Origin of the sequence: Streptomyces parvulus, from assembly GCF_014648855.1 — a bacterium.
GTDB lineage: Bacteria > Actinomycetota > Actinomycetes > Streptomycetales > Streptomycetaceae > Streptomyces > Streptomyces parvulus.
The window spans coordinates 93,347-114,016 of record NZ_BMRX01000014.1 but is presented as its reverse complement, the minus strand read 5'-3'; the positions used below and the strand labels follow the sequence as shown (position 1 = coordinate 114,016).

Here is a 20,670-nt window from a genome sequence, read left to right as displayed (position 1 = left end):
GGTCACGGACCCACCCGGGGGGCGGAGCGGCACGAGGGTGCCGGAACCGCCCCTCACGTGCGGGTGGGGACCGGCGGGGGCAGAATGCGGTGCGTGGACGCCGAGACCGCACAGCCGACCCCGACCAGCGCCGCGCCCCGGGGCCGGGCCGCCCGCCTCGCCGTCCCGGCCGGGCTGCTCGCGGCCGTCGCGGGCGCCTTCGCGTACGTCGGGCGCGTGGACCCGAACGAACCCGGGCACTACCCCGTCTGCCCGCTGCTGCGCTTCACCGGGGTCCTCTGCCCCGGCTGCGGCGGCCTGCGCAGCGCCCACGCCTTCGTCCACGGCGACCTGGCGGCCGCGCTGCACGCCAACGCGCTCGCGGTCCTCGGCTATCTGGGTCTCGCCGTCCTGTGGACCGTCTGGGTGATCCGCGCGGCGCGCGGCCGCCCGCTGCGGGTGGAGCTGGGGCCGGTCCACCTGTGGACCTTCGGCACGTTGCTGCTGGTCTTCACCATTGTCCGGAACCTGCCGTTCGGTGGCTGGCTCCGACCTTGATCATCCGATGAATGTCCAGGTAATGGGACCGGGGGCGGCCGGATGCGGGCCCGGCGCCCCGCTGCGGATACCATCACAGTGACCACTGGTTTCGCCGTCTGAAAGGGGGCCGCTCGCGTGAGTGTGCTCGACGAGATCATCGACGGAGTCCGTGCCGACCTCGCGGAGCGGCAGGCGCGCGTCAGCCTCGACGAGCTCAAGGAGCGCGCGGCCAAGGCACGCCCCGCCAAGGACGGCGTGTCCGCCCTGCGCGGCGACGGCGTCAAGGTCATCTGCGAGGTCAAGCGCTCCAGCCCGTCCAAGGGCGCGCTGGCGGCCATCGCCGACCCCGCCGGACTCGCCGCCGACTACGAGGCGGGCGGCGCCGCCGTCATCTCCGTCCTCACCGAGGAGCGCCGCTTCGGCGGCTCCCTGGCCGACCTCGACTCGGTCCGCGCCCGGGTGGACATCCCCGTGCTGCGCAAGGACTTCGTCGTCACCTCGTACCAGCTGTGGGAGGCCCGCGCGCACGGCGCCGACCTCGTGCTGCTGATCGTCGCGGCGCTCGACCAGCCGGCTCTGGAGTCCCTGATCGAGCGCGCCGAGTCCATCGGCCTCACCCCGCTCGTCGAGGTGCACGACGAGGACGAGGTCGAGCGCGCCGTCGACGCGGGCGCCAGGGTCATCGGCGTCAACGCGCGCAACCTGAAGACCCTGGAGGTCGACCGCGGCACCTTCGAGCGGGTCGCCCCGGAGATCCCCGCGCACATCGTCAAGGTCGCCGAGTCCGGCGTCCGCGGCCCGCACGACCTCATCGCCTACGCCAACGAGGGCGCCGACGCCGTCCTGGTCGGCGAGTCCCTGGTCACCGGCCGCGACCCGAAGACCGCCGTCTCCGACCTGGTGGCCGCCGGCGAACACCCGGCACTGCGCCACGGCCGCGGCTGACCCACGGTAGGCTGACCGGCGATGACTCTCCCGCTCACCCTGGCCACCAGGGATCCGTACGCGCGCCTGGCGCGAGGCTGCCGTCCCCGCGGCTGCCGCGCCCCCGCGCGCCGGATCCACGGCCGCCGGGTGCGCTACGTCATCGGAGACGAGCCGGGCCAGGTCAACGGCATGCGATGGCAGCAGCGCCCCGTCAGGGGCGCGGGGCTGTAGTGAATCTGCGACTCCGTCGCGTGGGCGCGAGCGACCACCGACGGCCCGCGGCGGTCTGACAACCCCGCCCCCACGGCGAAAGTGCCCACACCAGACACTCACCGTGAGGCTTCCGCATGCCCAGCAACTTCTTCATTCCCGACCCCGAGGGTCAAGTCCCCTCCGCCGAGGGCTACTTCGGCGCGTTCGGCGGCAAGTTCATCCCCGAGGCCCTCGTCGCGGCGGTCGACGAGGTCGCCGTCGAGTACGACAAGGCCAAGTCCGACCCGGAGTTCGCCCGCGAACTGGACGACCTCCTCGTCCACTACACCGGCCGCCCCAGCTCCCTCACCGAGGTGCCCCGCTTCGCCGAGCACGCCGGCGGAGCCCGGGTCTTCCTCAAGCGCGAGGACCTGAACCACACCGGCTCGCACAAGATCAACAACGTGCTCGGCCAGGCGCTGCTCACCAAGCGCATGGGCAAGACCCGGGTGATCGCCGAGACCGGCGCCGGACAGCACGGCGTCGCCACGGCCACGGCCTGCGCCCTCTTCGGTCTCGACTGCACCATCTACATGGGCGAGATCGACACCGAGCGCCAGGCGCTGAACGTGGCCCGGATGCGCATGCTCGGCGCCGAGGTCATCGCCGTGAAGTCCGGCAGCCGCACCCTCAAGGACGCCATCAACGAGGCGTTCCGCGACTGGGTCGCCAACGTCGACCGCACCCACTACCTGTTCGGCACCGTCGCCGGACCGCACCCCTTCCCGGCGATGGTGCGCGACTTCCACCGCGTCATCGGCGTCGAGGCCCGCCGCCAGCTCCTGGAGCAGGCCGGACGCCTCCCCGACGCCGCGATCGCCTGCGTCGGCGGCGGCTCCAACGCCATCGGCCTCTTCCACGCCTTCATCCCCGACGCGGACGTCCGCCTCATCGGCTGCGAGCCCGCCGGGCACGGCGTGGAGACCGGCGAGCACGCGGCCACCCTGACCGCGGGCGAGCCCGGCATCCTGCACGGCTCCCGCTCCTACGTCCTCCAGGACGACGAGGGCCAGATCACCGAGCCGTACTCGATCTCGGCCGGTCTGGACTACCCGGGCATCGGCCCCGAGCACTCGTACCTCAAGGACTCCGGCCGCGGCGAGTACCGCGCGGTGACCGACGACGCCGCCATGCAGGCCCTGCGCCTGCTGTCGCGCACCGAGGGCATCATCCCGGCCATCGAGAGCGCGCACGCGCTGGCCGGCGCCCTGGAGGTCGGCGGGGAACTGGGCAGGGACGGGCTGATCGTCGTCAACCTGTCCGGCCGCGGCGACAAGGACATGGACACCGCCGCCCGCTACTTCGGGCTGTACGACACGGACGCCGAGGTCGCCGCCGACGAGGCCGGCGCCGGTGCGGAGATCGAGGGGGACGCCAAGTGAGCGGGAACGTGCAGCTGCTGAACGACACCCTCGCCGCGGCGAGGTCCGAGGGCCGCTCCGCCCTCATCGCCTACCTCCCGGCCGGCTTCCCGAGCGTCGACGGCGGCATCGAGGCGGTCAAGGCCGCCCTCGACGGCGGCGCCGACGTCGTCGAGGTGGGCCTGCCGCACAGCGACCCGGTCCTGGACGGCCCGGTCATCCAGACCGCCGACGACATCGCCCTCAAGGGCGGTGTCCGCATCGCCGACGTGATGCGCACGGTCCGCGAGGCCCACGCCGCCACCGGCAAGCCGATCCTCGTCATGACGTACTGGAACCCCATCGACCGCTACGGCGTCGAGCGGTTCACCGCCGAGCTGGCCGACGCGGGCGGCGCCGGGTGCATCCTGCCCGACCTGCCGGTCCAGGAGTCGGCGCCGTGGCGGGAGCACGCGGACAAGCACGGCCTCGCCACCGTCTTCGTGGTCGCGCCCAGCAGCAAGGACGCGCGCCTCGCCGAGATCACCGCGGCCGGCAGTGGCTTCGTCTACGCCGCCTCCCTCATGGGCGTCACCGGCACCCGCGAGTCGGTCGGCGCGCAGGCCGAGGACCTGGTGCGGCGCACCCGCGCCACCACGGACCTCCCGGTCTGCGTCGGCCTCGGCGTCTCCAACGCCGCGCAGGCCGCCGAGGTGGCCGGCTTCGCCGACGGTGTGATCGTCGGCTCGGCCTTCGTCAAGCGCATGCTGGACGCCCCCGACGAGACGGCCGGCCTGGAGGGCGTCCGCGCCCTCGCCGCCGACCTCGCGAAGGGCGTACGCGGAAAGGCGTGACGACGGGCACGTGACCAGGGTCCCTCGTACGGGTGGACCTCGGACCGGGGAGGCGCGCTGCGCCTCCCCGGTTCGTTCTGCGGGGTGTGAGCGAGAAGAACCGACAGGGAAAGCGCACCGCCCGGGAGAAGCTGGCGGCCGAGCGCGAGAAGCACAGGTCCAGGGACAGGCGCCGGCGCGCGCTGATCGTCGGCGCGAGCGTGGTCTGCGTCCTGGGGCTCGCGGCGGTGATCGGCGTGGTCGCCGCGAACGCGGGCAAGGACGACGGCAGCGAGTCGGCCGGGCCGGTCGTGGCGCCCTCGGGAGCGCAGGGCAAGGACGGCCTCGCGATCCCCGTCGGCGAGGACGGCGCCAAGTCGACGCTCACCATCTGGGAGGACTTCCGCTGCCCGGCCTGCAAGGCCTTCGAGCTGGCGTACCGCGACACGATCCACGAGCTGACCGAGGCCGGACAGCTCAAGGTCGAGTACCACCTGGCGACCATCATCGACGGCAACATGGGCGGCACCGGCTCCCGCAAGGCCGCCAACGCCGCGGCCTGCGCCCAGGACGCCGGGAAGTTCACCCCGTACCACGACGTGCTGTTCACCAACCAGCCGCCGGAGACCGACGACGCCTTCGCCGACGAGGACCGGCTGATCGACCTGGCCGGCAAGGTCGACGGCCTCGACACCACCCTGTTCCAGGAGTGCGTGAAGAACGGGCGGCACAACAGCTGGGTGGAGAAGTCCAACAAGGCCTTCCAGAACGGCGGCTTCAGCGGCACCCCGACGGTGCTCCTGGACGGGAAGAACATCTACCAGGACCAGTCGATGACCCCGGCGAAGCTCAAGCAGCTGGTGGAGGACGCCGACCAGTAGGACGGGCCGCGGCGGGGCGGGCGAGGGCGCCGGGATCCGCGCGCTCGTTACGGACCCGTAGCCGGGCTGCCCGCCGCGCCTCCCGTCCGACACGGTAGCGTCGACCCTGCCATGGAACTTGCCTTCATTCCCAGCCCGTCGCGCGGGGTGCTGCACCTCGGTCCCATCCCGCTGCGCGGCTACGCGTTCTGCATCATCATCGGCGTCTTCGTGGCCGTCTGGCTCGGCAACCGCCGCTGGATCGCCCGGGGCGGGCGGCCGGGCACGGTGGCCGACATCGCGGTCTGGGCGGTGCCCTTCGGCCTGATCGGCGGCCGGCTCTACCACGTGATCACGGACTACCAGCTGTACTTCAGCGAGGGCCGTGACTGGGTCGACGCCTTCAAGATCTGGGAGGGCGGGCTCGGCATCTGGGGCGCGATCGCGTTCGGCGCGCTGGGCGCCTGGATCGGCGCCCGTCGCCGGGGCATCCCGCTGCCCGCGTACGCCGACGCCGTCGCCCCGGGCATCGCTCTCGCGCAGGCCATCGGCCGCTGGGGCAACTGGTTCAACCAGGAGCTGTACGGCAAGGCCACCGACCTGCCGTGGGCCGTGGAGATCACCTCGACGACCGACGGACGGGTGCCGGGCACCTACCACCCGACGTTCCTGTACGAGTCGCTGTGGTGCATCGGCGTCGCCCTGCTCGTCATCTGGGCGGACCGCCGCTTCAAGCTGGGCCACGGCCGGGCGTTCGCCCTGTACGTCGCCGCCTACTGCGCGGGCCGGTTCTGGATCGAGTACATGCGCGTCGACGACGCCCACCACATCCTCGGCCTGCGGCTCAACAACTGGACGGCGCTGCTCGTCTTCCTGCTCGCCGTGGTCTACATGGTGCTCTCGGCGCGGTCGCGGCCGGGCCGCGAGGCCGTCGTCGAGCCGGGCACCGAGCCCTCCGACGGCGCCGGCGCCCCGGAGGAGTCCGACGGTTCCGCCGCCGACGGGGAGAAGGCCGACGCGGACGCCGCCGACGAGGACGCCCCGCCCGCCGCCACCGCGGACGACACCGAGCGGCCGGACGAGACGGCCGACGGCGCGGACCGGGCGCGGGACGTGAAGGACGGCGCCGACTCCGCCAAGAAGGGCTGACGGCCCGCCGTACGACACCCCGAGGGCGCCCGGTGCACACCGGGCGCCCTCGGCGCGTCTCAGGACAGGACGGGACGCCGGGCCAGCGACAGGGTGCGCCGGGCCGTCGCCACCACCGCCGCGTCGACGAACCGGCCGTCCGGCAGCGCCTGCGCCCCCGGCTGGACACTGGCCGCCTTCACGATGGTCTCCGCCTCCTCCAGCTCCCGCTCGGTCGGCAGATACGCCCGCTCGATGATCGGCAGCTGGCGCGGGTGGATCGCCGCCCGGCCGAGGAAGCCCAGGGCGCGGCCGTGCGCGCAGGACGCCGCCAGGCCCTCCAGGTCCCGGGTGTCCGGGTGCACCGTCTGCGACGGCGGCGCCAGGCCCGCCGCCCGCGCCGCCACGACCACCCGCGAGCGCGACCAGTCGAGGCCGGCGTCGCCGTGCACGCCCAGGTCGGCGCGCAGGTCCGCCTCGCCGAGCGCGATGCCGCGCAGCGCCGGGTGGGCGGCGGCGATCGGATAGGCCCGTTCCACTCCCAGCGCCGTCTCCAGCAGGGCGTACAGCGGCGGACCGCCGGTGGCCGCCGCGACGGCGGTGACCTGCTCGGGGGAGGTCACCTTGGGCAGCCGCAGGCCGGACAGCCCCGGCAGCGCGGCCAGCGCCCCGAGGTCCGCGGCGGCCAGCGGGCCGTCCAGGGCGTTGACGCGGACGTGCACCGGCACCGGCTGCGGGTCGGCGAGCAGCTCGGCGGTGGCCTCCCGGGCGTAGTCCTTGCGGTCCGGGGCGACCGCGTCCTCCAGGTCGACCACCACGACGTCGGCTCCGGCGGCCAGCGCCTTGGCGACCACCCGGGGCCGGTCCCCGGGCGCGTACAGCCAGGTCAGCGGGGGTGCGGTCATACGACGCCCTCCTCACGCAGCTCTTTCACGTCCGCCGGGGTGAGCCCCAGCTCGGTCAGCACCTCCTCCGTGTCCGCGCCGTGCGGACGGCCCGCCCAGCGGATGGCGCCCGGCGTCGCGGAGAGCCGGAAGAGGACGTTCTGCATGCGCAGCGGGCCCAGCTCGGGATCGTCGACGGTGGTGACGGTGTCGAGCGCCCGGTACTGGGGGTCGGTCATCACGTCCCGCACGTCCTGGATCGGCGCGACGGCCGCCTCGGCCTTCTCGAAGGCGGCGAGGACGTCGGCGCGGGTGTGCCGGGCGATCCAGTCGCCGACCGCCGCGTCCAGGACGTCGGCGTGGCGGGCCCGGTCGGCGCCGGACGCGAACCAGGGCTCGTCGACCAGCTCCGGGCGGCCCACCAGGCGCATCACCCGCTCGGCGACCGACTGCGCGGAGGTGGACACGGCGACCCAGGTGCCGTCGGCGGTGCGGTAGGTGTTGCGCGGGGCGTTGTTCTGCGAGCGGTTGCCGGTGCGCGGCTGGACGTGCCCGAGTTGGTCGTACCAGGTGGGCTGCGGGCCCAGCACGGTCAGGATCGGCTCGATGATCGCCATGTCGACGACCTGGCCCTCGCCGGTGCGCTCCCGGGCGGCCAGCGCGGTCATCACGGCGTACGCGGTGGCCAGCGCGGCGATCGAGTCGGCCAGCCCGAACGGCGGCAGCGTCGGGGGCGCGTCCGGCTCCCCGGTCATCGCGGCGAAGCCGCTCATGGCCTCGGCGAGGGTGCCGAAGCCGGGGCGGCGCGCGTACGGGCCGAACTGGCCGAAGCCGGTGACCCGGGTGAGGACCAGGCGGGGGTTGACGGCGGACAGCTCGTCCCAGCCCAGGTCCCACTTCTCCAGGGTGCCGGGGCGGAAGTTCTCGACGACGACGTCCGCGGTGGAGGCGAGGCGCAGCAGCGTGGTGCGGCCGGCGGGCTTCGAGAGGTCCAGGGTGATCGTGCGTTTGTTGCGGCCCAGGATCTTCCACCACAGGCCGATGCCGTCCTTGGAGGGGCCGTGGCCCCGGGACGGGTCGGGCCGGGTGGGGTGCTCGACCTTCACGACCTCGGCGCCGAAGTCGCCGAGCATGGTGGCGGCGAGCGGGCCGGCGAAGAGGGTGGCGAGGTCGAGGACCCGCAGGCCGGTGAGCGGGGCGGCGGAGGAGGGGGCTGCGGTCACGTCGGGCTGGGACATGGGCGGGTGGCCTCCCGGTGGGTGAGGTGGGCGAGGGTGTCGAAGCCGGTGCCGTCGAAGTCGCCGACCGAGGTGGCCAGGCGGTTCTTCAGCGGGCCCGTCCAGTGCTCGGGCAGCGCGGCGGGGGAGCCGGCGAGGAGTCCGGCGACGCTGCCGGCGGTGGCGCCGTTGGAGTCGGTGTCCCAGCCCCCGGAGACCACGCGGGAGACCGAGCCGGTGAAGTCGCCGTCGGCGTGGGTGAGGGCGGCGGCGATCAGGGCGGTGTTGGGCACGGCGTGGACCCAGTGGTGGGCGGGGGAGTGGCGGGCGTGCAGCGCGTCGACGACGGTGTCGAAGTCGGTGTGCGTCGCGGCCAGCCGCACGGCGTGGCGGACGGCCGCGGCCAGGCGGGAGCCGGGCGGTACGACCGCCAGGCCGGTCCGCAGGCAGGCGTGGACGTCGTGGGCGCCCCCCGCGGCGGCGGCGATGACGGCCGCGGCGAACATGGCCGCGTGGACGCCGCTGCCGGTGTGGGTGAGGGTGGCGTCGCGGTGTGCCTGCGCGGCGGCCGCGGCCGGGTCGCCGGGGTTGGTCCAGCCGTGGACGTCGGCGCGGATCAGGGCGCCGATCCACTCGCGGAAGGGGTTGCGGTGGCGGGCGGTGAGGGGTGGTTCCAGACCGGAGAGCAGGTTGCGGCAGGCGACGCGCTCGGCGGTGAAGGTGCGGCCGACGGGGAGTTCGTCGAGCCACACGCGGGCCACGTCGGCGGTGGTGAAGCTCCTGCCGTGGCGCTGGAGGAGCAGCAGGTTGAGCAGGGGGTAGTTGAGGTCGTCGTCCTCGGGCATCCCGTCGATGTTCTCGGCGAGGGAGGTGGTGGCGGAGCGGCGGTTCCAGGGGTGGGCGGCCAGCAGCTCGCCGGGGACGCCGCGGGCGGTGAAGTAGCGGACCGGCGGCCAGTTGCCGGTGGCGCGGGCGAGGGCGCGGACGCCGGCCAGCGGGAGCTTCTCGACCGGCTTGCCGAGCAGGCAGCCGGCGGCCCGGCCCAGCCAGGCGGCCTCCAGGCGGGCGGGGGACACGGACGCGGACGCCGCGGTGGCGGGCGCCGGCCAGTCGGGGCACAGGGCCCTGATCCGGTCCAGGTCCGTCGGTTCCGCGGCGGCGGTCGGGTCCGCCAGCGCGGCCAGGTCGTCCAGCAGCTCCGTCGCCAGCAGCCGCAGGTGGCGGGGGGCGGGCCGAGGGGATGCGCCGGCCCGGTCCGGGGCCGGGTGGCCGCCCGCCGCCTCCCAGCGGGCCGCGACCGCCGAGGCGTCCCGGCCGTCCAGGGCGGCCTGGCGCAGCTCGTGGCCGACCAGGTCCTCGGGCTGCACCCAGGTGAGCCGGAGCATCACGGGCCCCCGATCGCGCCGAAGGTCCGCTCGTGCTCGCGGCGCCGGGCGAGGTCCCGTCCGAAGACCTCCCGGGCGACGGCGGTGAGGGTCGCGGCCGGCTCCCACAGGTCCAGCCGGCTGGCCTCGGCGACCCGCTTCGCCCACTCCTCGGGGACCGGCGAGCCGAGCGCCCCCGCCAGGGCGCCCGCCATCGTGGCGATGGAGTCGCAGTCGCGGCCGTAGTTGACCGAGCCGAGCACCGCGTGCCGGAAGTCGCCGCCGGAGACGAGGAGCATGCCGAGCGCGACGGGCAGTTCCTCGATCGCGTGCAGCCGGGAGGGGCGGCGGGCGCCCAGCGACGGCGCCCGGTAGTCGGGGCCCACGGTGTCGTACGGGGCGACCGCCTCCCGGAGCGGGGTCAGCGCCGACTCGAAGTCCGAGTGGCGCGCGGCCACTTCGCAGACCGCCTCGATCGCGGCCCGCGTGCCGTCCTTGGCCAGCGACAGGCAGGCGGTCACCACCGAGTCCGGCGTCGCCCCCGGCACGCACGCCGCGGCCACCGCCGCCGCGAAGACACCGGCCGCCTCCCTGCCGTACGACGACTGGTGCGCGCCCGCGACGTCCAGGGCCTCGGCGTAGGCGCCCGCCGGATGGGCGGCGTTGACCAGGCCGACCGGGGCCATGTACATCGCGGCGCCGCAGTTGACGATGTTGCCGGTGCCCGCCTCGCGCGGGTCCACGTGGCCGTAGTGGATGCGCGCCACCAGCCACTTCTCCGCGAGGAAGATCCGCTGCAGCGGCAGCGCCTCGGCCTCCAGCTCGGGGATCCAGCGGGGGTGCGTCATCAGGTCCGGGACCAAGTGCTCGGCGACCGCGTAGGCGTCCAGGTGGTCGCGGACCGCGGCGTACACCCGCACCAGCGCGTGGGTCATCAGGGTGTCGTCGGTGACGTGCCCGTCGCCCTTGTGGTATGGGGCGAGGGGGCGGGCGGTGCGCCAGTCGTCGCCGTTCCAGGGGCCGACGACGCCGTGGATCCGGCCGCCGTGCCGTTCGAGGATCTGCTCGGGGGAGTAGCCCTCGACCGGGCCGCCGAGCGCGTCGCCCACGGCCGCGCCGACGAGGGCGCCGGTGACGCGTTCCTCCAGGGTTGCCGGGCCGGGGTGCGGGATGCGGGCTGTCATGACGTGCGTCCTCCTTCTGGACGGGACGGCTGTGGGGTGTGCGGGCGGACCCCGTCGGGATGGGACGGCTGTGTGGTGTGCGGGCGGACCACGTCCGGACGGGGCGGCTGTGGGGTGTGCGGGACGACCCCGTCCGGACCGGGCGGCCGCGCGGCGTGCGGGGCCTCGTCCGGAGCGGGCGCCGGCGTGGCGTACGGGATCCCTTCCCATTCCGGGCCGGAGGGCCGTGTGGCGTGCAGGAGACCGGCGAGTTCGACCAGGTCGGTGCCGGTCAGCCGGGGCAGGACGCAGCCGGGGAGGGTGCGGCAGGTGTCCCGCCAGGACGCCGGCACCGAGGCGCCGCCGCCCAGCGCGCCGGTGAGGGCGCCCGCCAGCGCGGGGGCGGAGTCCGCGACCCTGGACAGGCAGGCCGCCGCCGGCACCGCGGCCGCGAGGGCGCCCCGGGCCGCGGTCGCCAGGGCGAGGGCCACAGGGACGGTCTCCGCGGCGGCGATGCCGTAGCTGTAGACGTGGTCGACGATGCGGTGCTCCAGGAGCGGGACGAGGGCGAAGGCGCTCTCGGCGTCCGCCGCCAGGGCCAGCGCCTCCCGGGCGTTGCGGCCGATCTCCGTCCCCGTGGGCAGCTCGGCCAGCGCGGCCGCCACGCACTCGTCCACGCCGGCGCCGTCGAGGGCGCGGGCCAGCGCCGCCGCCATCGCCCGCGCGCCGTGCACGCCGTCGCCGTCCTGGGTGTAGCGGGCGTCGAACTCGGCGAGGTCGGCGGCGAGGCGCGGGGCGCCCGGGTGGGCGACGGCGAGGACGCAGGCCCGGACGCAGGCGGCGTCGTCGAAGTGGTGCGGGTTGTCGTGGCCGGCGGCGGGCGGGCGCAGTCCGGCGGCCAGATTGCCGAGCCCCGCCCGCACCGAGATCCGGGCGCGCAGCGGCAGTACGGCGGACTCGGCCTCCGGGGCGCGTTCCGTCGCCGCGGCGACCTCGCTGGCGACCGCGTTCCAGGTCAGGTCGATCGCCGCGCGGATCCGGCGGTCCCGGCTCAGGTCGCCGAGCACGCTGTCGTCGCCGGCCCGCAGCAGCGCCTCCGCCGCGAACGCCGCCCACTCGGCGTCGTCCGAGGGGCCGAGGAGCAGGGGCTCGGGGGGCTGGTTCAGGGCGATGGGGACCGGGAGGGTGGTGGTCGCGTTCTGCTCGGCGAAGGTGTCCAGCTCGCGGGTGAGCCGGCGGGTCCACTCCGGCATCCGCGCGGCCCGGTGCCGGGCGGCGGGCCAGCCGGCCGCGTCCCCGGCGGCGAGCCCGAGGAGCAGCCCCTCGACCCGGTCACCGGGCGGCACCATCGGGCGGGTGCCGACCTCGGGCGCGGGACGCCGCCCCGTTCCGGCGGGTGCGGGCTCGCCGGGCGCGGCGACGTACGCGGTGGTGGCCGTCGTCTCCACGACGGGGCGGCCCCCCGTCACGGCCGCACCTCCGCCACCGCGGGGTGCTCGCCCGGCACGATCACGCCTACGCTCCGGCCGGGGGCGGCCCGGTCCCCGGGGAGTACCGGGCCGGGACCGCGGGCGCCCGCCGCCCCGGCCGGCCGGGCATCCGCGTCGGGCGCTCCGGCCGCGTCCCGTGCGGTGTGGGGTGCTCCGGCCGCGTCCCATGCGGTGTCGGGTGCTCCGGCCACGACCCGTACCGCGTCGGGCGTCCCCGCCGCGCCCCGTGCCGCGTCGGTCAGCAGGTCCGCCACCTCCAGGACGTGGTGCCCGGCGATGGCCGGCAGGCAGGTGCCGCGGGCGGGGCCGATGGCGGCGGCCCAGGCGGCCGGGATCGCGGCGACGCCGTGGGTGGCGCCGGCCAGCGCGCCGGCCACCGCGGCCGTGGTGTCGGCGTCGCGCCCCATGTTGACGGCCGTCAGCACGGCGTCCGTGAAGTCGCCGTCGGCCGCCGCGTACGCGCCGAAGGCGAGGGCGACGGCCTCGGGGGCCAGGTCGGTCCACGGGTAGCCGCCGATGACCACCGCGGAGCGGACCGCGCGTTCGCCCCGGTGGGCCGCGGTCATCGCCCGGCGCAGGCAGCGGGCGGTCCAGGAGTCGTCCGGCACCACGGCCAGCGCGGAGGCCACGACCGCGACCGGCGCCGCCCCCGCCATCGCCGCCGCGACCCCGGCCGCGACCGCCTGGCCGCCGTAGATGCCCTCGCCGTCGTGGCTCACCGAGCCGTCGACCGCCGCCAGCCGGGCCGCCTCGGCGGGGCGGCCGGCGGCGAACACGCCGTGCGGGGCGGCGCGCATGGCGAGGCCGTCGCTCCAGGCGTGCCGGTGCTGGGCGGAGATCGGGGCCGCCAGTCCCCGGCGCAGGTTCTCCAGGGTGCCGCGTTCGCTGAAGCCCGCGCCCCGGAAGGGGCCCTCCTCGCGGTCCGCGATCCACTCGTGCCAGGCGGCCTCCACGTGGACCGGGGTGAGCGCGGCGCCGTACCGGGCCAGCAGCAGGCCCGAGAAGATCGCGTACTCGGTGTCGTCGGTGCCGGCCGGCCGGTCGGCCACGTATCCCGTGATGCGGCCCCACCGGGCGCGGATCTCCGAGGGCTTCATGTTCTCGGCCGGCGCCCCGAGGGCGTCCCCGACGGCCAGTCCGAGCAGCGCGCCCCGGGCCCGTTCGCGGAGCCCGGCGGCGTCGCCGGGCGGGGGGACCGGGGGATTGCAGGCGGCGGATGCCATGCGGCGTCTCCTCTCCCTTTGCGCATCTGTCCCCGGTGCGGCCCGCGCCGCAGCCTCCGCGGGCTCAGCGTCACCCGGTCGACATCTGTGCGGTCAAGATCACGAATGAGCGCCGAACGGTAAAACCGCAGGTAAGCCCAGCCTTTCCTTGCTGGCGGCCAGGAAATGACGGGCGTAGATTGGGTGTTGTCAAAAGGTAGAACGAGTCCAAAGTAACGATTCCGGGGGATCCCCATGGCCATCATCGAGACCGAGGCGCCGCTCCACGAGGCGCACCGCGACAACCACACCCACCGCGACGTCAACGGCGGCTGGCTCCGCCCCGCCGTCTTCGGCGCCATGGACGGCCTGGTCTCCAACCTCGCCCTCATGACCGGCGTCGCCGGCGGCGCGGCGAGCCAGCAGACCATCGTCCTGAGCGGCATGGCGGGCCTCGCCGCCGGCGCCTTCTCCATGGCCGCGGGCGAGTACACCTCCGTCGCCTCCCAGCGCGAGCTGGTGGAGGCCGAGCTGGACGTGGAGCGCCGGGAGCTGAGAAAGCACCCGAAGGACGAGGAGGCCGAGCTGGCCGCGCTCTACGAGGCCCGCGGCGTCGAACCGCGGCTCGCGCGGGAGGTCGCCCGGCAGCTGTCCCGCGACCCCGAGCAGGCCCTGGAGATACACGCCCGCGAGGAACTGGGCATCGACCCCGGCGACCTGCCCTCGCCCACCGTCGCCGCCGTGTCGTCCTTCGGCTCCTTCGCGCTCGGCGCCCTGCTGCCCGTGCTCCCGTTCCTGCTCGGCGCCGCGGCGCTGTGGCCCGCGGTGCTGCTGGCGCTCGCCGGACTGTTCCTGTGCGGGGCGGTGGTGGCCAAGGTGACGGCACGCAGCTGGTGGTACAGCGGCCTGCGGCAGCTCGCGCTCGGCGGTGCGGCGGCCGGTGTGACGTACGCCCTGGGCACCCTGTTCGGGACGGCCGTAGGATAGCCCGGCTCGAACTTATGCGATGGGCCGCATAAGTAGCCGTTACTCGCTGGTTTCGAGGACGTAATCTCCGGGCATGAGCCGTAAGCGCTGTGGGCAATGAGGCCGGCCGCGCACCGTGGAGTGAGCGACGGCGCTCTCCCCACGCCTTCGGGCCGACGGACACCGATCTGTGCGCTTCGGTCTCGCGCAGCTTCCACCGCCGGGTGCGGGACGACGGCCGCACCCCCCGGTGTCCGCATGTTGGAATGGATTGTCCCGTTTACCGAGAACCACTCCATCATGTAACCTGCACCAAATTTTGCACCGAACCGCAGAGGGCCAGCGTCGTCCCTCGGCACTTTGCACATGCCAGATGACGACGACGGGAGAGCCGATGCGTACGCCGCGCCAGCCGTCCCAGCATTCCGCGAGTGGCCAGAACTGGTCCTTCATGGATGCTCGCCCTGCTGCGCAGGGTATGTACGACCCCCGCAACGAGCACGACGCCTGCGGCGTCGGTTTCGTCGCCACTCTCACCGGCGAGGCATCGCACAACCTGGTCGACCAGGCACTCACCGTGCTGCGGAACCTGGAGCACCGCGGCGCCACCGGCTCCGAGCCCGACTCGGGCGACGGCGCGGGCATCCTCTCCCAGGTGCCCGACGCGTTCTTCCGCGAAGTGGCCGGATTCGAACTGCCCGAGGCCGGATCGTACGCCGTCGGCATCGCCTTCCTGCCGGAGGACGGCACCCAGGACGCCGTCTCGCGGATCGAGACGATCGCGGGCGAGGAGGGCCTCACCGTCCTCGGCTGGCGCGAGGTCCCGGTCGCCCCGCAGATGCTCGGCGCCACCGCCCGCTCGACCATGCCGGTCTTCCGCCAGATCTTCGTGACCGACGGCGTCTCGCAGGGCATCGCCCTCGACCGCCACGCCTTCGCGCTGCGCAAGCGCGCCGAGCGCGAGGCCGGCGTCTACTTCCCGTCGCTGTCGGCGCGGACCATCGTCTACAAGGGCATGCTGACCACCGGCCAGCTGGAGCCGTTCTTCCCGGACCTGTCCGACCGCCGCTTCGCCTCCGCGATCGCGCTCGTGCACTCCCGCTTCTCCACCAACACCTTCCCGAGCTGGCCGCTCGCCCACCCGTACCGCTTCGTCGCGCACAACGGCGAGATCAACACGGTCAAGGGCAACCGCAACTGGATGCGCGCCCGCGAGTCCCAGCTCGCCTCGGACCTGTTCGGCTCGTCCCCGGACCTGGAGCGGATCTTCCCGGTCTGCACGCCGGACGCCTCCGACTCCGCCTCCTTCGACGAGGTGCTGGAGCTGCTGCACCTCGGCGGACGCTCGCTGCCGCACTCCGTGCTGATGATGATCCCGGAGGCGTGGGAGAACCACGACTCCATGGACCCGGACCGGCGCGCCTTCTACCAGTTCCACTCCACGATGATGGAGCCCTGGGACGGCCCCGCCTGCGTCACCTTCACCGACGGAACCCAGGTCGGCGCCGTGCTCGACCGCAACGGCCTGCGCCCCGGCCGCTACTGGGTCACCGACGACGGCCTCGTCGTCCTCGGCTCCGAGGTCGGCGTCCTCGACATCGACCCGGCCAAGGTCGTCCGCAAGGGCCGCCTCCAGCCCGGCCGCATGTTCCTCGTGGACACCGCCGAGCACCGCATCATCGAGGACGACGAGATCAAGGCCCAGCTCGCGGCGGAGAAGCCGTACGCCGAGTGGATCGAGGCCGGCGAGATCGAGCTGTCCGACCTGCCCGAGCGCGAGCACATCGTGCACACCCACGCCTCGGTCACCCGCCGCCAGCAGACCTTCGGGTACACCGAGGAGGAGCTGCGCGTCCTCGTCGCGCCGATGGCCAGGACCGGCGCCGAGCCCATCGGCTCCATGGGCACCGACTCGCCCATCGCCGCGCTGTCCGAGCGCCCCCGGCTGCTCTTCGACTACTTCACCCAGCTCTTCGCGCAGGTCACCAACCCGCCGCTGGACGCCATCCGCGAGGAACTGGTCACCTCGCTGCGCTCCTCGCTCGGCCCCCAGGGCAACCTCCTGGACCCGACGGCGGCCTCCTGCCGCAGCGTCCTGCTGCCCTTCCCGGTGATCGACAACGACGAGCTGGCCAAGCTCATCCACATCAACGCCGACGGCGACATGCCGGGCTTCAAGGCCGCCACCCTCTCCGGTCTCTACCGGGTGCACGGCGGCGGCGACGCGCTGGCCGCCCGCATAGAGGAGATCTGCGCCGAGACCGACGCCGCGATCGAGAACGGCGCCCGCCTGATCGTCCTCTCCGACCGCCACTCGGACGCCGAGCACGCGCCGATCCCGTCGCTGCTGCTCACCGCGGCCGTCCACCACCACCTCATCCGCACCAAGCAGCGCACCGAGGTGGGCCTGCTGGTCGAGGCCGGCGACGTCCGCGAGGTCCACCACGTCGCCCTGCTCATCGGCTTCGGCGCCGCCGCCGTCAACCCGTACCTGGCGATGGAGTCCGTCGAGGACCTGGTCCGCGCCGGCACCTTCCTCCAGGCCGACGGCGGCGAGCCCGAGCCCGCCATCCGGAACCTGATCCACGCCCTCGGCAAGGGCGTCCTCAAGGTCATGTCCAAGATGGGCATCTCCACCGTCGCCTCCTACCGCGGCGCCCAGGTCTTCGAGGCCGTCGGGCTCGACGAGGAGTTCGTCGCCAAGTACTTCAACGGCACCGCCACCAAGATCGGCGGCGTCGGCATCGACGTCGTCGCCAAGGAGGTCGCCGCCCGCCACGCCAAGGCCTACCCGGCCAGCGGCATCGCGCCGGCCCACCGCGCCCTGGAGATCGGCGGCGAGTACCAGTGGCGCCGCGAGGGCGAGCCGCACCTGTTCGACCCGGAGACGGTCTTCCGCCTCCAGCACGCCACCCGCTCCGGCAAGTACGACATCTTCAAGCAGTACACCGGGCGCGTGAACGAGCAGTCCGAGCGCCTGATGACGCTGCGCGGCCTGTTCGGCTTCACCAGCGACCGCGAGCCGATCCCCGTGGACGAGGTCGAGCCCGTCTCCGAGATCGTCAAGCGCTTCTCCACCGGCGCCATGTCGTACGGCTCCATCTCCCAGGAGGCGCACGAGACCCTCGCCATCGCCATGAACCAGCTGGGCGGCAAGTCCAACACCGGTGAGGGCGGCGAGGACCCGGAGCGCCTGTACGACCCCGCGCGCCGCTCCTCCATCAAGCAGGTCGCCTCCGGCCGCTTCGGCGTCACCTCCGAGTACCTGGTCAACGCGGACGACATCCAGATCAAGATGGCCCAGGGCGCCAAGCCCGGCGAGGGCGGCCAGCTGCCCGGCCACAAGGTGTACCCCTGGGTCGCCAAGACCCGGCACAGCACCCCCGGCGTCGGCCTGATCTCGCCGCCCCCGCACCACGACATCTACTCCATCGAGGACCTGGCCCAGCTGATCCACGACCTCAAGAACGCGAATCCGCAGGCGCGGATCCACGTCAAGCTGGTCTCCGAGGTCGGTGTCGGCACGGTCGCGGCCGGCGTGTCCAAGGCGCACGCGGACGTCGTCCTCATCTCCGGCCACGACGGCGGCACGGGCGCCTCGCCGCTCACCTCGCTCAAGCACGCGGGCGGCCCCTGGGAGCTGGGCCTCGCCGAGACCCAGCAGACGCTGCTGCTCAACGGCCTGCGCGACCGCATCGTCGTGCAGACCGACGGCCAGCTCAAGACCGGCCGGGACGTCGTCATCGCGGCGCTGCTCGGCGCCGAGGAGTTCGGTTTCGCTACCGCGCCGCTCGTCGTCTCCGGCTGCGTCATGATGCGGGTCTGCCACCTGGACACCTGCCCGGTCGGCATCGCCACCCAGAACCCGGTGCTGCGCGACCGGTTCTCCGGCAAGGCCGAGTACGTGGTGAACTTCTTCCAGTTCATCGCCGAGGAGGTCCGCGAGATCCTCGCCGAGCTGGGCTTCCGCTCCATCCAGGAGGCCGTCGGACACGCCGAGAACCTCGACGTCACCCGCGCCGTCGACCACTGGAAGGCGCAGGGCCTCGACCTGGAGCCGCTCTTCCACGTGCCCGAACTGGCCGAGGGCGCCGTGCGCCACCAGGCCGTCGTCCAGGACCACGGCCTGGAGAAGGCGCTCGACAACCAGCTGATCAAGCTGGCCTCCGACGCGCTGTCCGCCTCGGACGCCACCCAGGCCGCCCCGGTGCGCGCCCAGGTCGCGATCCGCAACATCAACCGCACCGTCGGCACCATGCTCGGCCACGAGGTGACCAAGAAGTTCGGCGGCGGCGGCCTGCCCGACGACACCGTCGACATCACCTTCACCGGCTCCGCCGGCCAGTCCTTCGGCGCCTTCGTCCCGCGCGGCATCACGCTGCGCCTGGAGGGCGACGCCAACGACTACGTCGGCAAGGGCCTCTCCGGCGGCCGGGTGATCGTCCGTCCCGACCGGGGCGCCGACCATCTCGCCGAGTACTCCACCATCGCCGGCAACACCATCGGCTACGGCGCCACCGGCGGCGAGATGTTCCTGCGCGGCAAGGTCGGCGAGCGCTTCTGCGTCCGCAACTCCGGCGCGCTGGTCGTCTCCGAGGGCGTCGGCGACCACGGCTGCGAGTACATGACCGGCGGTCACGCGGTCGTCCTCGGCGAGACCGGGCGCAACTTCGCGGCCGGCATGTCCGGCGGCATCGCCTACGTCGTCGACCTCGACCCGGACAACGTCAACGCCGGCAACGTCGGCGCCGTACAGGCTCTCGACGACGCCGACCGGGACTGGCTGCACGACGTGGTGCGCCGGCACGCCGAGGAGACCGGGTCCACGGTCGCCGAGAAGCTGCTGGCCGACTGGTCCGCCGCCGCGGAGCGGTTCAGCAAGATCATCCCCAGCACGTACCAGGCAGTGCTCGCCGCCAAGGACGCCGCCGAGCGAGCCGGTCTCTCCGAGACCGAGATCACCGAGAAGATGATGGAGGCGGCGACCAATGGCTGACCCCAAGGGCTTTCTCAACCACGGCCGCGAAGTCGCCAAGTCCCGGCCGGTGGAGGAGCGCGTCAAGGACTGGAACGAGGTCTACGTCCCCGGCTCCCTGCTGCCGATCATCAGCAAGCAGGCCAGCCGCTGCATGGACTGCGGCATCCCGTTCTGCCACAACGGCTGCCCGCTCGGGAACCTGATCCCCGAGTGGAACGACTACGCCTACCGCGAGGACTGGTCGGCGGCGCAGGAGCGCCTGCACGCCACCAACAACTTCCCGGAGTTCACCGGCCGCCTGTGCCCGGCGCCGTGCGAGTCGGCGTGCGTGCTCGGCATCAACCAGCCGGCGGTCACCATCAAGAACGTCGAGGTCTCCATCATCGACAAGGCGTGGGAGACCGGGGACGTCGCCCCGCAGATCCCCGAGCGCCTGTCCGGCAAGACCGTCGCCGTCATCGGCTCGGGCCCGGCCGGCCTGGCCGCTGCCCAGCAGCTCACCCGGGCCGGCCACACGGTCGCCGTCTACGAGCGCGCGGACCGCGTCGGCGGCCTCCTCCGGTACGGCATCCCCGAGTTCAAGATGGAGAAGCGGCACATCAACCGCCGCATAGAGCAGATGCGCGCGGAGGGCACCCGCTTCCGCACCGGCGTCGAGATCGGCCGCGACCTGAAGGCCGGCGACCTGAAGAAGCGGTACGACGCCGTCGTCATCGCGGCCGGCTCCACCACCGCCCGCGACCTGCCGGTCCCCGGCCGCGAGCTGAACGGCATCCACCAGGCCATGGAGTACCTGCCGCTGGCCAACAAGGTCCAGGAGGGCGACTACGTCGCCCCGCCGATCTCGGCCGAGGGCAAGCACGTCGTGGTCATCGGCGGCGGCGACACCGGCGCCGACTGCGTGGGCACCGCCCACCGCCAGGGCGCGGCCTCCGTCACCCAGCTGGAGATCATGCCCCGGCCGGGCGAGGAGCGGGACGCGGTGCGCCAGCCGTGGCCGACCTTCCCGATGCTGTACAAGGTCACCAGCGCCCACGAGGAGGGCGGCGAGCGGGTCTACGCCGTCTCCACCACCCACTTCGAGGGCGACGAGGACGGCAACGTCCAGTGGCTGCACATGAGCGAGGTCGAGTTCGTCGACGGCAAGCTCACCCCGAAGCCGGGCACCGAGCGCAAGATCCCGGCCCAGCTGGTGACCCTCGCCATGGGCTTCACCGGCACCGACCGGGAGAACGGTCTGGTCGACCAGTTCGGCCTCGACCTGGACGAGCGCGGTAACATCGCCCGGGACGCGGACTTCCAGACCAACGTGCCGGGTGTGTTCGTCGCCGGTGACGCCGGCCGCGGGCAGTCCCTCATCGTCTGGGCGATCGCCGAGGGCCGCTCCGCCGCCCGCGGTGCCGACCGCTTCCTGACCGGGGCCAGCGACCTGCCGGCCCCGATCCGCCCGACGGACCGCGCCCTCGTGGTCTGACGGACGGAACAGCCGTCCTGACGGACGGAACAACCGAAGAACGTCCCGCACAAAGGCGTGCGGAACACTGATG

Annotated in this window: 16 protein-coding genes; 10 read left to right on the top strand and 6 right to left on the bottom strand. The window is 73.8% G+C overall.

Features of this window, described 5'->3' with window-relative positions:
* Positions 1 to 84: 84 nt before the first annotated feature.
* From IE108_RS26685 to lgt, 7 genes are all read left to right on the top strand, one after another.
* On the top strand, positions 85 to 537 hold the full coding sequence (locus tag IE108_RS26685) for a DUF2752 domain-containing protein (RefSeq protein WP_064727391.1): 453 nt from the start codon (positions 85 to 87) through the stop codon (positions 535 to 537).
* A 117-nt stretch (positions 538 to 654) separates the two neighbouring features.
* Positions 655 to 1,464, top strand: coding sequence for an indole-3-glycerol phosphate synthase TrpC (gene trpC / locus IE108_RS26680; RefSeq protein ID WP_064727390.1), 810 nt, complete (start codon positions 655 to 657; stop codon positions 1,462 to 1,464).
* A gap of 21 nt (positions 1,465 to 1,485) precedes the next feature.
* Positions 1,486 to 1,677 carry a tryptophan biosynthesis modulator TrpM gene (gene trpM / locus IE108_RS26675; RefSeq protein ID WP_079163482.1) on the top strand — a complete coding sequence of 64 codons (192 nt, stop codon included), beginning with the start codon at positions 1,486 to 1,488 and terminating at the stop codon, positions 1,675 to 1,677.
* Positions 1,678 to 1,793: 116 nt separating this feature from the next.
* On the top strand, positions 1,794 to 3,080 hold the full coding sequence (gene trpB, locus IE108_RS26670; protein ID WP_064727389.1) for a tryptophan synthase subunit beta: 1,287 nt from the start codon (positions 1,794 to 1,796) through the stop codon (positions 3,078 to 3,080).
* Positions 3,077 to 3,892: a tryptophan synthase subunit alpha gene (trpA, locus tag IE108_RS26665; RefSeq protein ID WP_064727388.1), complete on the top strand. Its 816-nt coding sequence runs from the start codon at positions 3,077 to 3,079 to the stop codon at positions 3,890 to 3,892. Before trpB ends, trpA begins: the two co-directional genes overlap by 4 nt.
* 86 nt (positions 3,893 to 3,978) lie before the next feature.
* Positions 3,979 to 4,752, top strand: a complete 774-nt coding sequence (locus IE108_RS26660; protein WP_064727387.1) for a DsbA family protein — start codon at positions 3,979 to 3,981, stop codon at positions 4,750 to 4,752.
* Positions 4,753 to 4,863: 111 nt separating this feature from the next.
* Positions 4,864 to 5,880, top strand: a complete 1,017-nt coding sequence (lgt, locus tag IE108_RS26655) for a prolipoprotein diacylglyceryl transferase (protein ID WP_064727386.1) — start codon at positions 4,864 to 4,866, stop codon at positions 5,878 to 5,880.
* A 59-nt stretch (positions 5,881 to 5,939) separates the two neighbouring features.
* On the opposite strand, the gene IE108_RS26650 is transcribed toward lgt, so the two are convergent.
* The 6 genes from IE108_RS26650 to IE108_RS26625 form a co-directional block, all read right to left on the bottom strand.
* A complete protein-coding gene (locus tag IE108_RS26650; protein ID WP_064727385.1) occupies positions 5,940 to 6,764 on the bottom strand; it encodes an HpcH/HpaI aldolase/citrate lyase family protein in 825 nt (274 codons plus the stop codon).
* Positions 6,761 to 7,981, bottom strand: a complete 1,221-nt coding sequence (locus IE108_RS26645) for a CaiB/BaiF CoA transferase family protein (protein WP_064727384.1) — start codon at positions 7,979 to 7,981, stop codon at positions 6,761 to 6,763. The genes IE108_RS26650 and IE108_RS26645 overlap by 4 nt, the downstream gene beginning before the upstream one ends.
* Complete coding sequence (locus tag IE108_RS26640; RefSeq protein WP_064727383.1) at positions 7,963 to 9,345, bottom strand: ADP-ribosylglycohydrolase family protein; 1,383 nt, start codon at positions 9,343 to 9,345, stop codon at positions 7,963 to 7,965. The genes IE108_RS26645 and IE108_RS26640 overlap by 19 nt, the downstream gene beginning before the upstream one ends.
* A complete protein-coding gene (locus IE108_RS26635) occupies positions 9,345 to 10,508 on the bottom strand; it encodes an ADP-ribosylglycohydrolase family protein (RefSeq protein ID WP_064727382.1) in 1,164 nt (387 codons plus the stop codon). Before IE108_RS26635 ends, IE108_RS26640 begins: the two co-directional genes overlap by 1 nt.
* Positions 10,505 to 11,836: an ADP-ribosylglycohydrolase family protein gene (locus IE108_RS26630; RefSeq protein WP_229852409.1), complete on the bottom strand. Its 1,332-nt coding sequence runs from the start codon at positions 11,834 to 11,836 to the stop codon at positions 10,505 to 10,507. Before IE108_RS26630 ends, IE108_RS26635 begins: the two co-directional genes overlap by 4 nt.
* Positions 11,837 to 11,952: 116 nt before the next feature.
* Positions 11,953 to 13,200 carry an ADP-ribosylglycohydrolase family protein gene (locus IE108_RS26625; RefSeq protein WP_079163480.1) on the bottom strand — a complete coding sequence of 416 codons (1,248 nt, stop codon included), beginning with the start codon at positions 13,198 to 13,200 and terminating at the stop codon, positions 11,953 to 11,955.
* Positions 13,201 to 13,434: 234 nt separating this feature from the next.
* Between IE108_RS26625 and IE108_RS26620 the strand changes: the two genes are divergently transcribed.
* The 3 genes from IE108_RS26620 (at position 13,435) to IE108_RS26610 (ending at position 20,597) form a co-directional block, all read left to right on the top strand.
* Positions 13,435 to 14,166 (top strand): VIT1/CCC1 transporter family protein, encoded by a 732-nt coding sequence (locus IE108_RS26620; RefSeq protein WP_064727381.1) that lies wholly within the window; start codon positions 13,435 to 13,437, stop codon positions 14,164 to 14,166.
* A 430-nt stretch (positions 14,167 to 14,596) separates the two neighbouring features.
* Positions 14,597 to 19,141, top strand: a complete 4,545-nt coding sequence (gltB, locus tag IE108_RS26615; protein WP_079163479.1) for a glutamate synthase large subunit — start codon at positions 14,597 to 14,599, stop codon at positions 19,139 to 19,141.
* Complete coding sequence (locus IE108_RS26610; RefSeq protein ID WP_064727379.1) at positions 19,134 to 20,597, top strand: glutamate synthase subunit beta; 1,464 nt, start codon at positions 19,134 to 19,136, stop codon at positions 20,595 to 20,597. Before gltB ends, IE108_RS26610 begins: the two co-directional genes overlap by 8 nt.
* Positions 20,598 to 20,670: the final 73 nt, after the last annotated feature.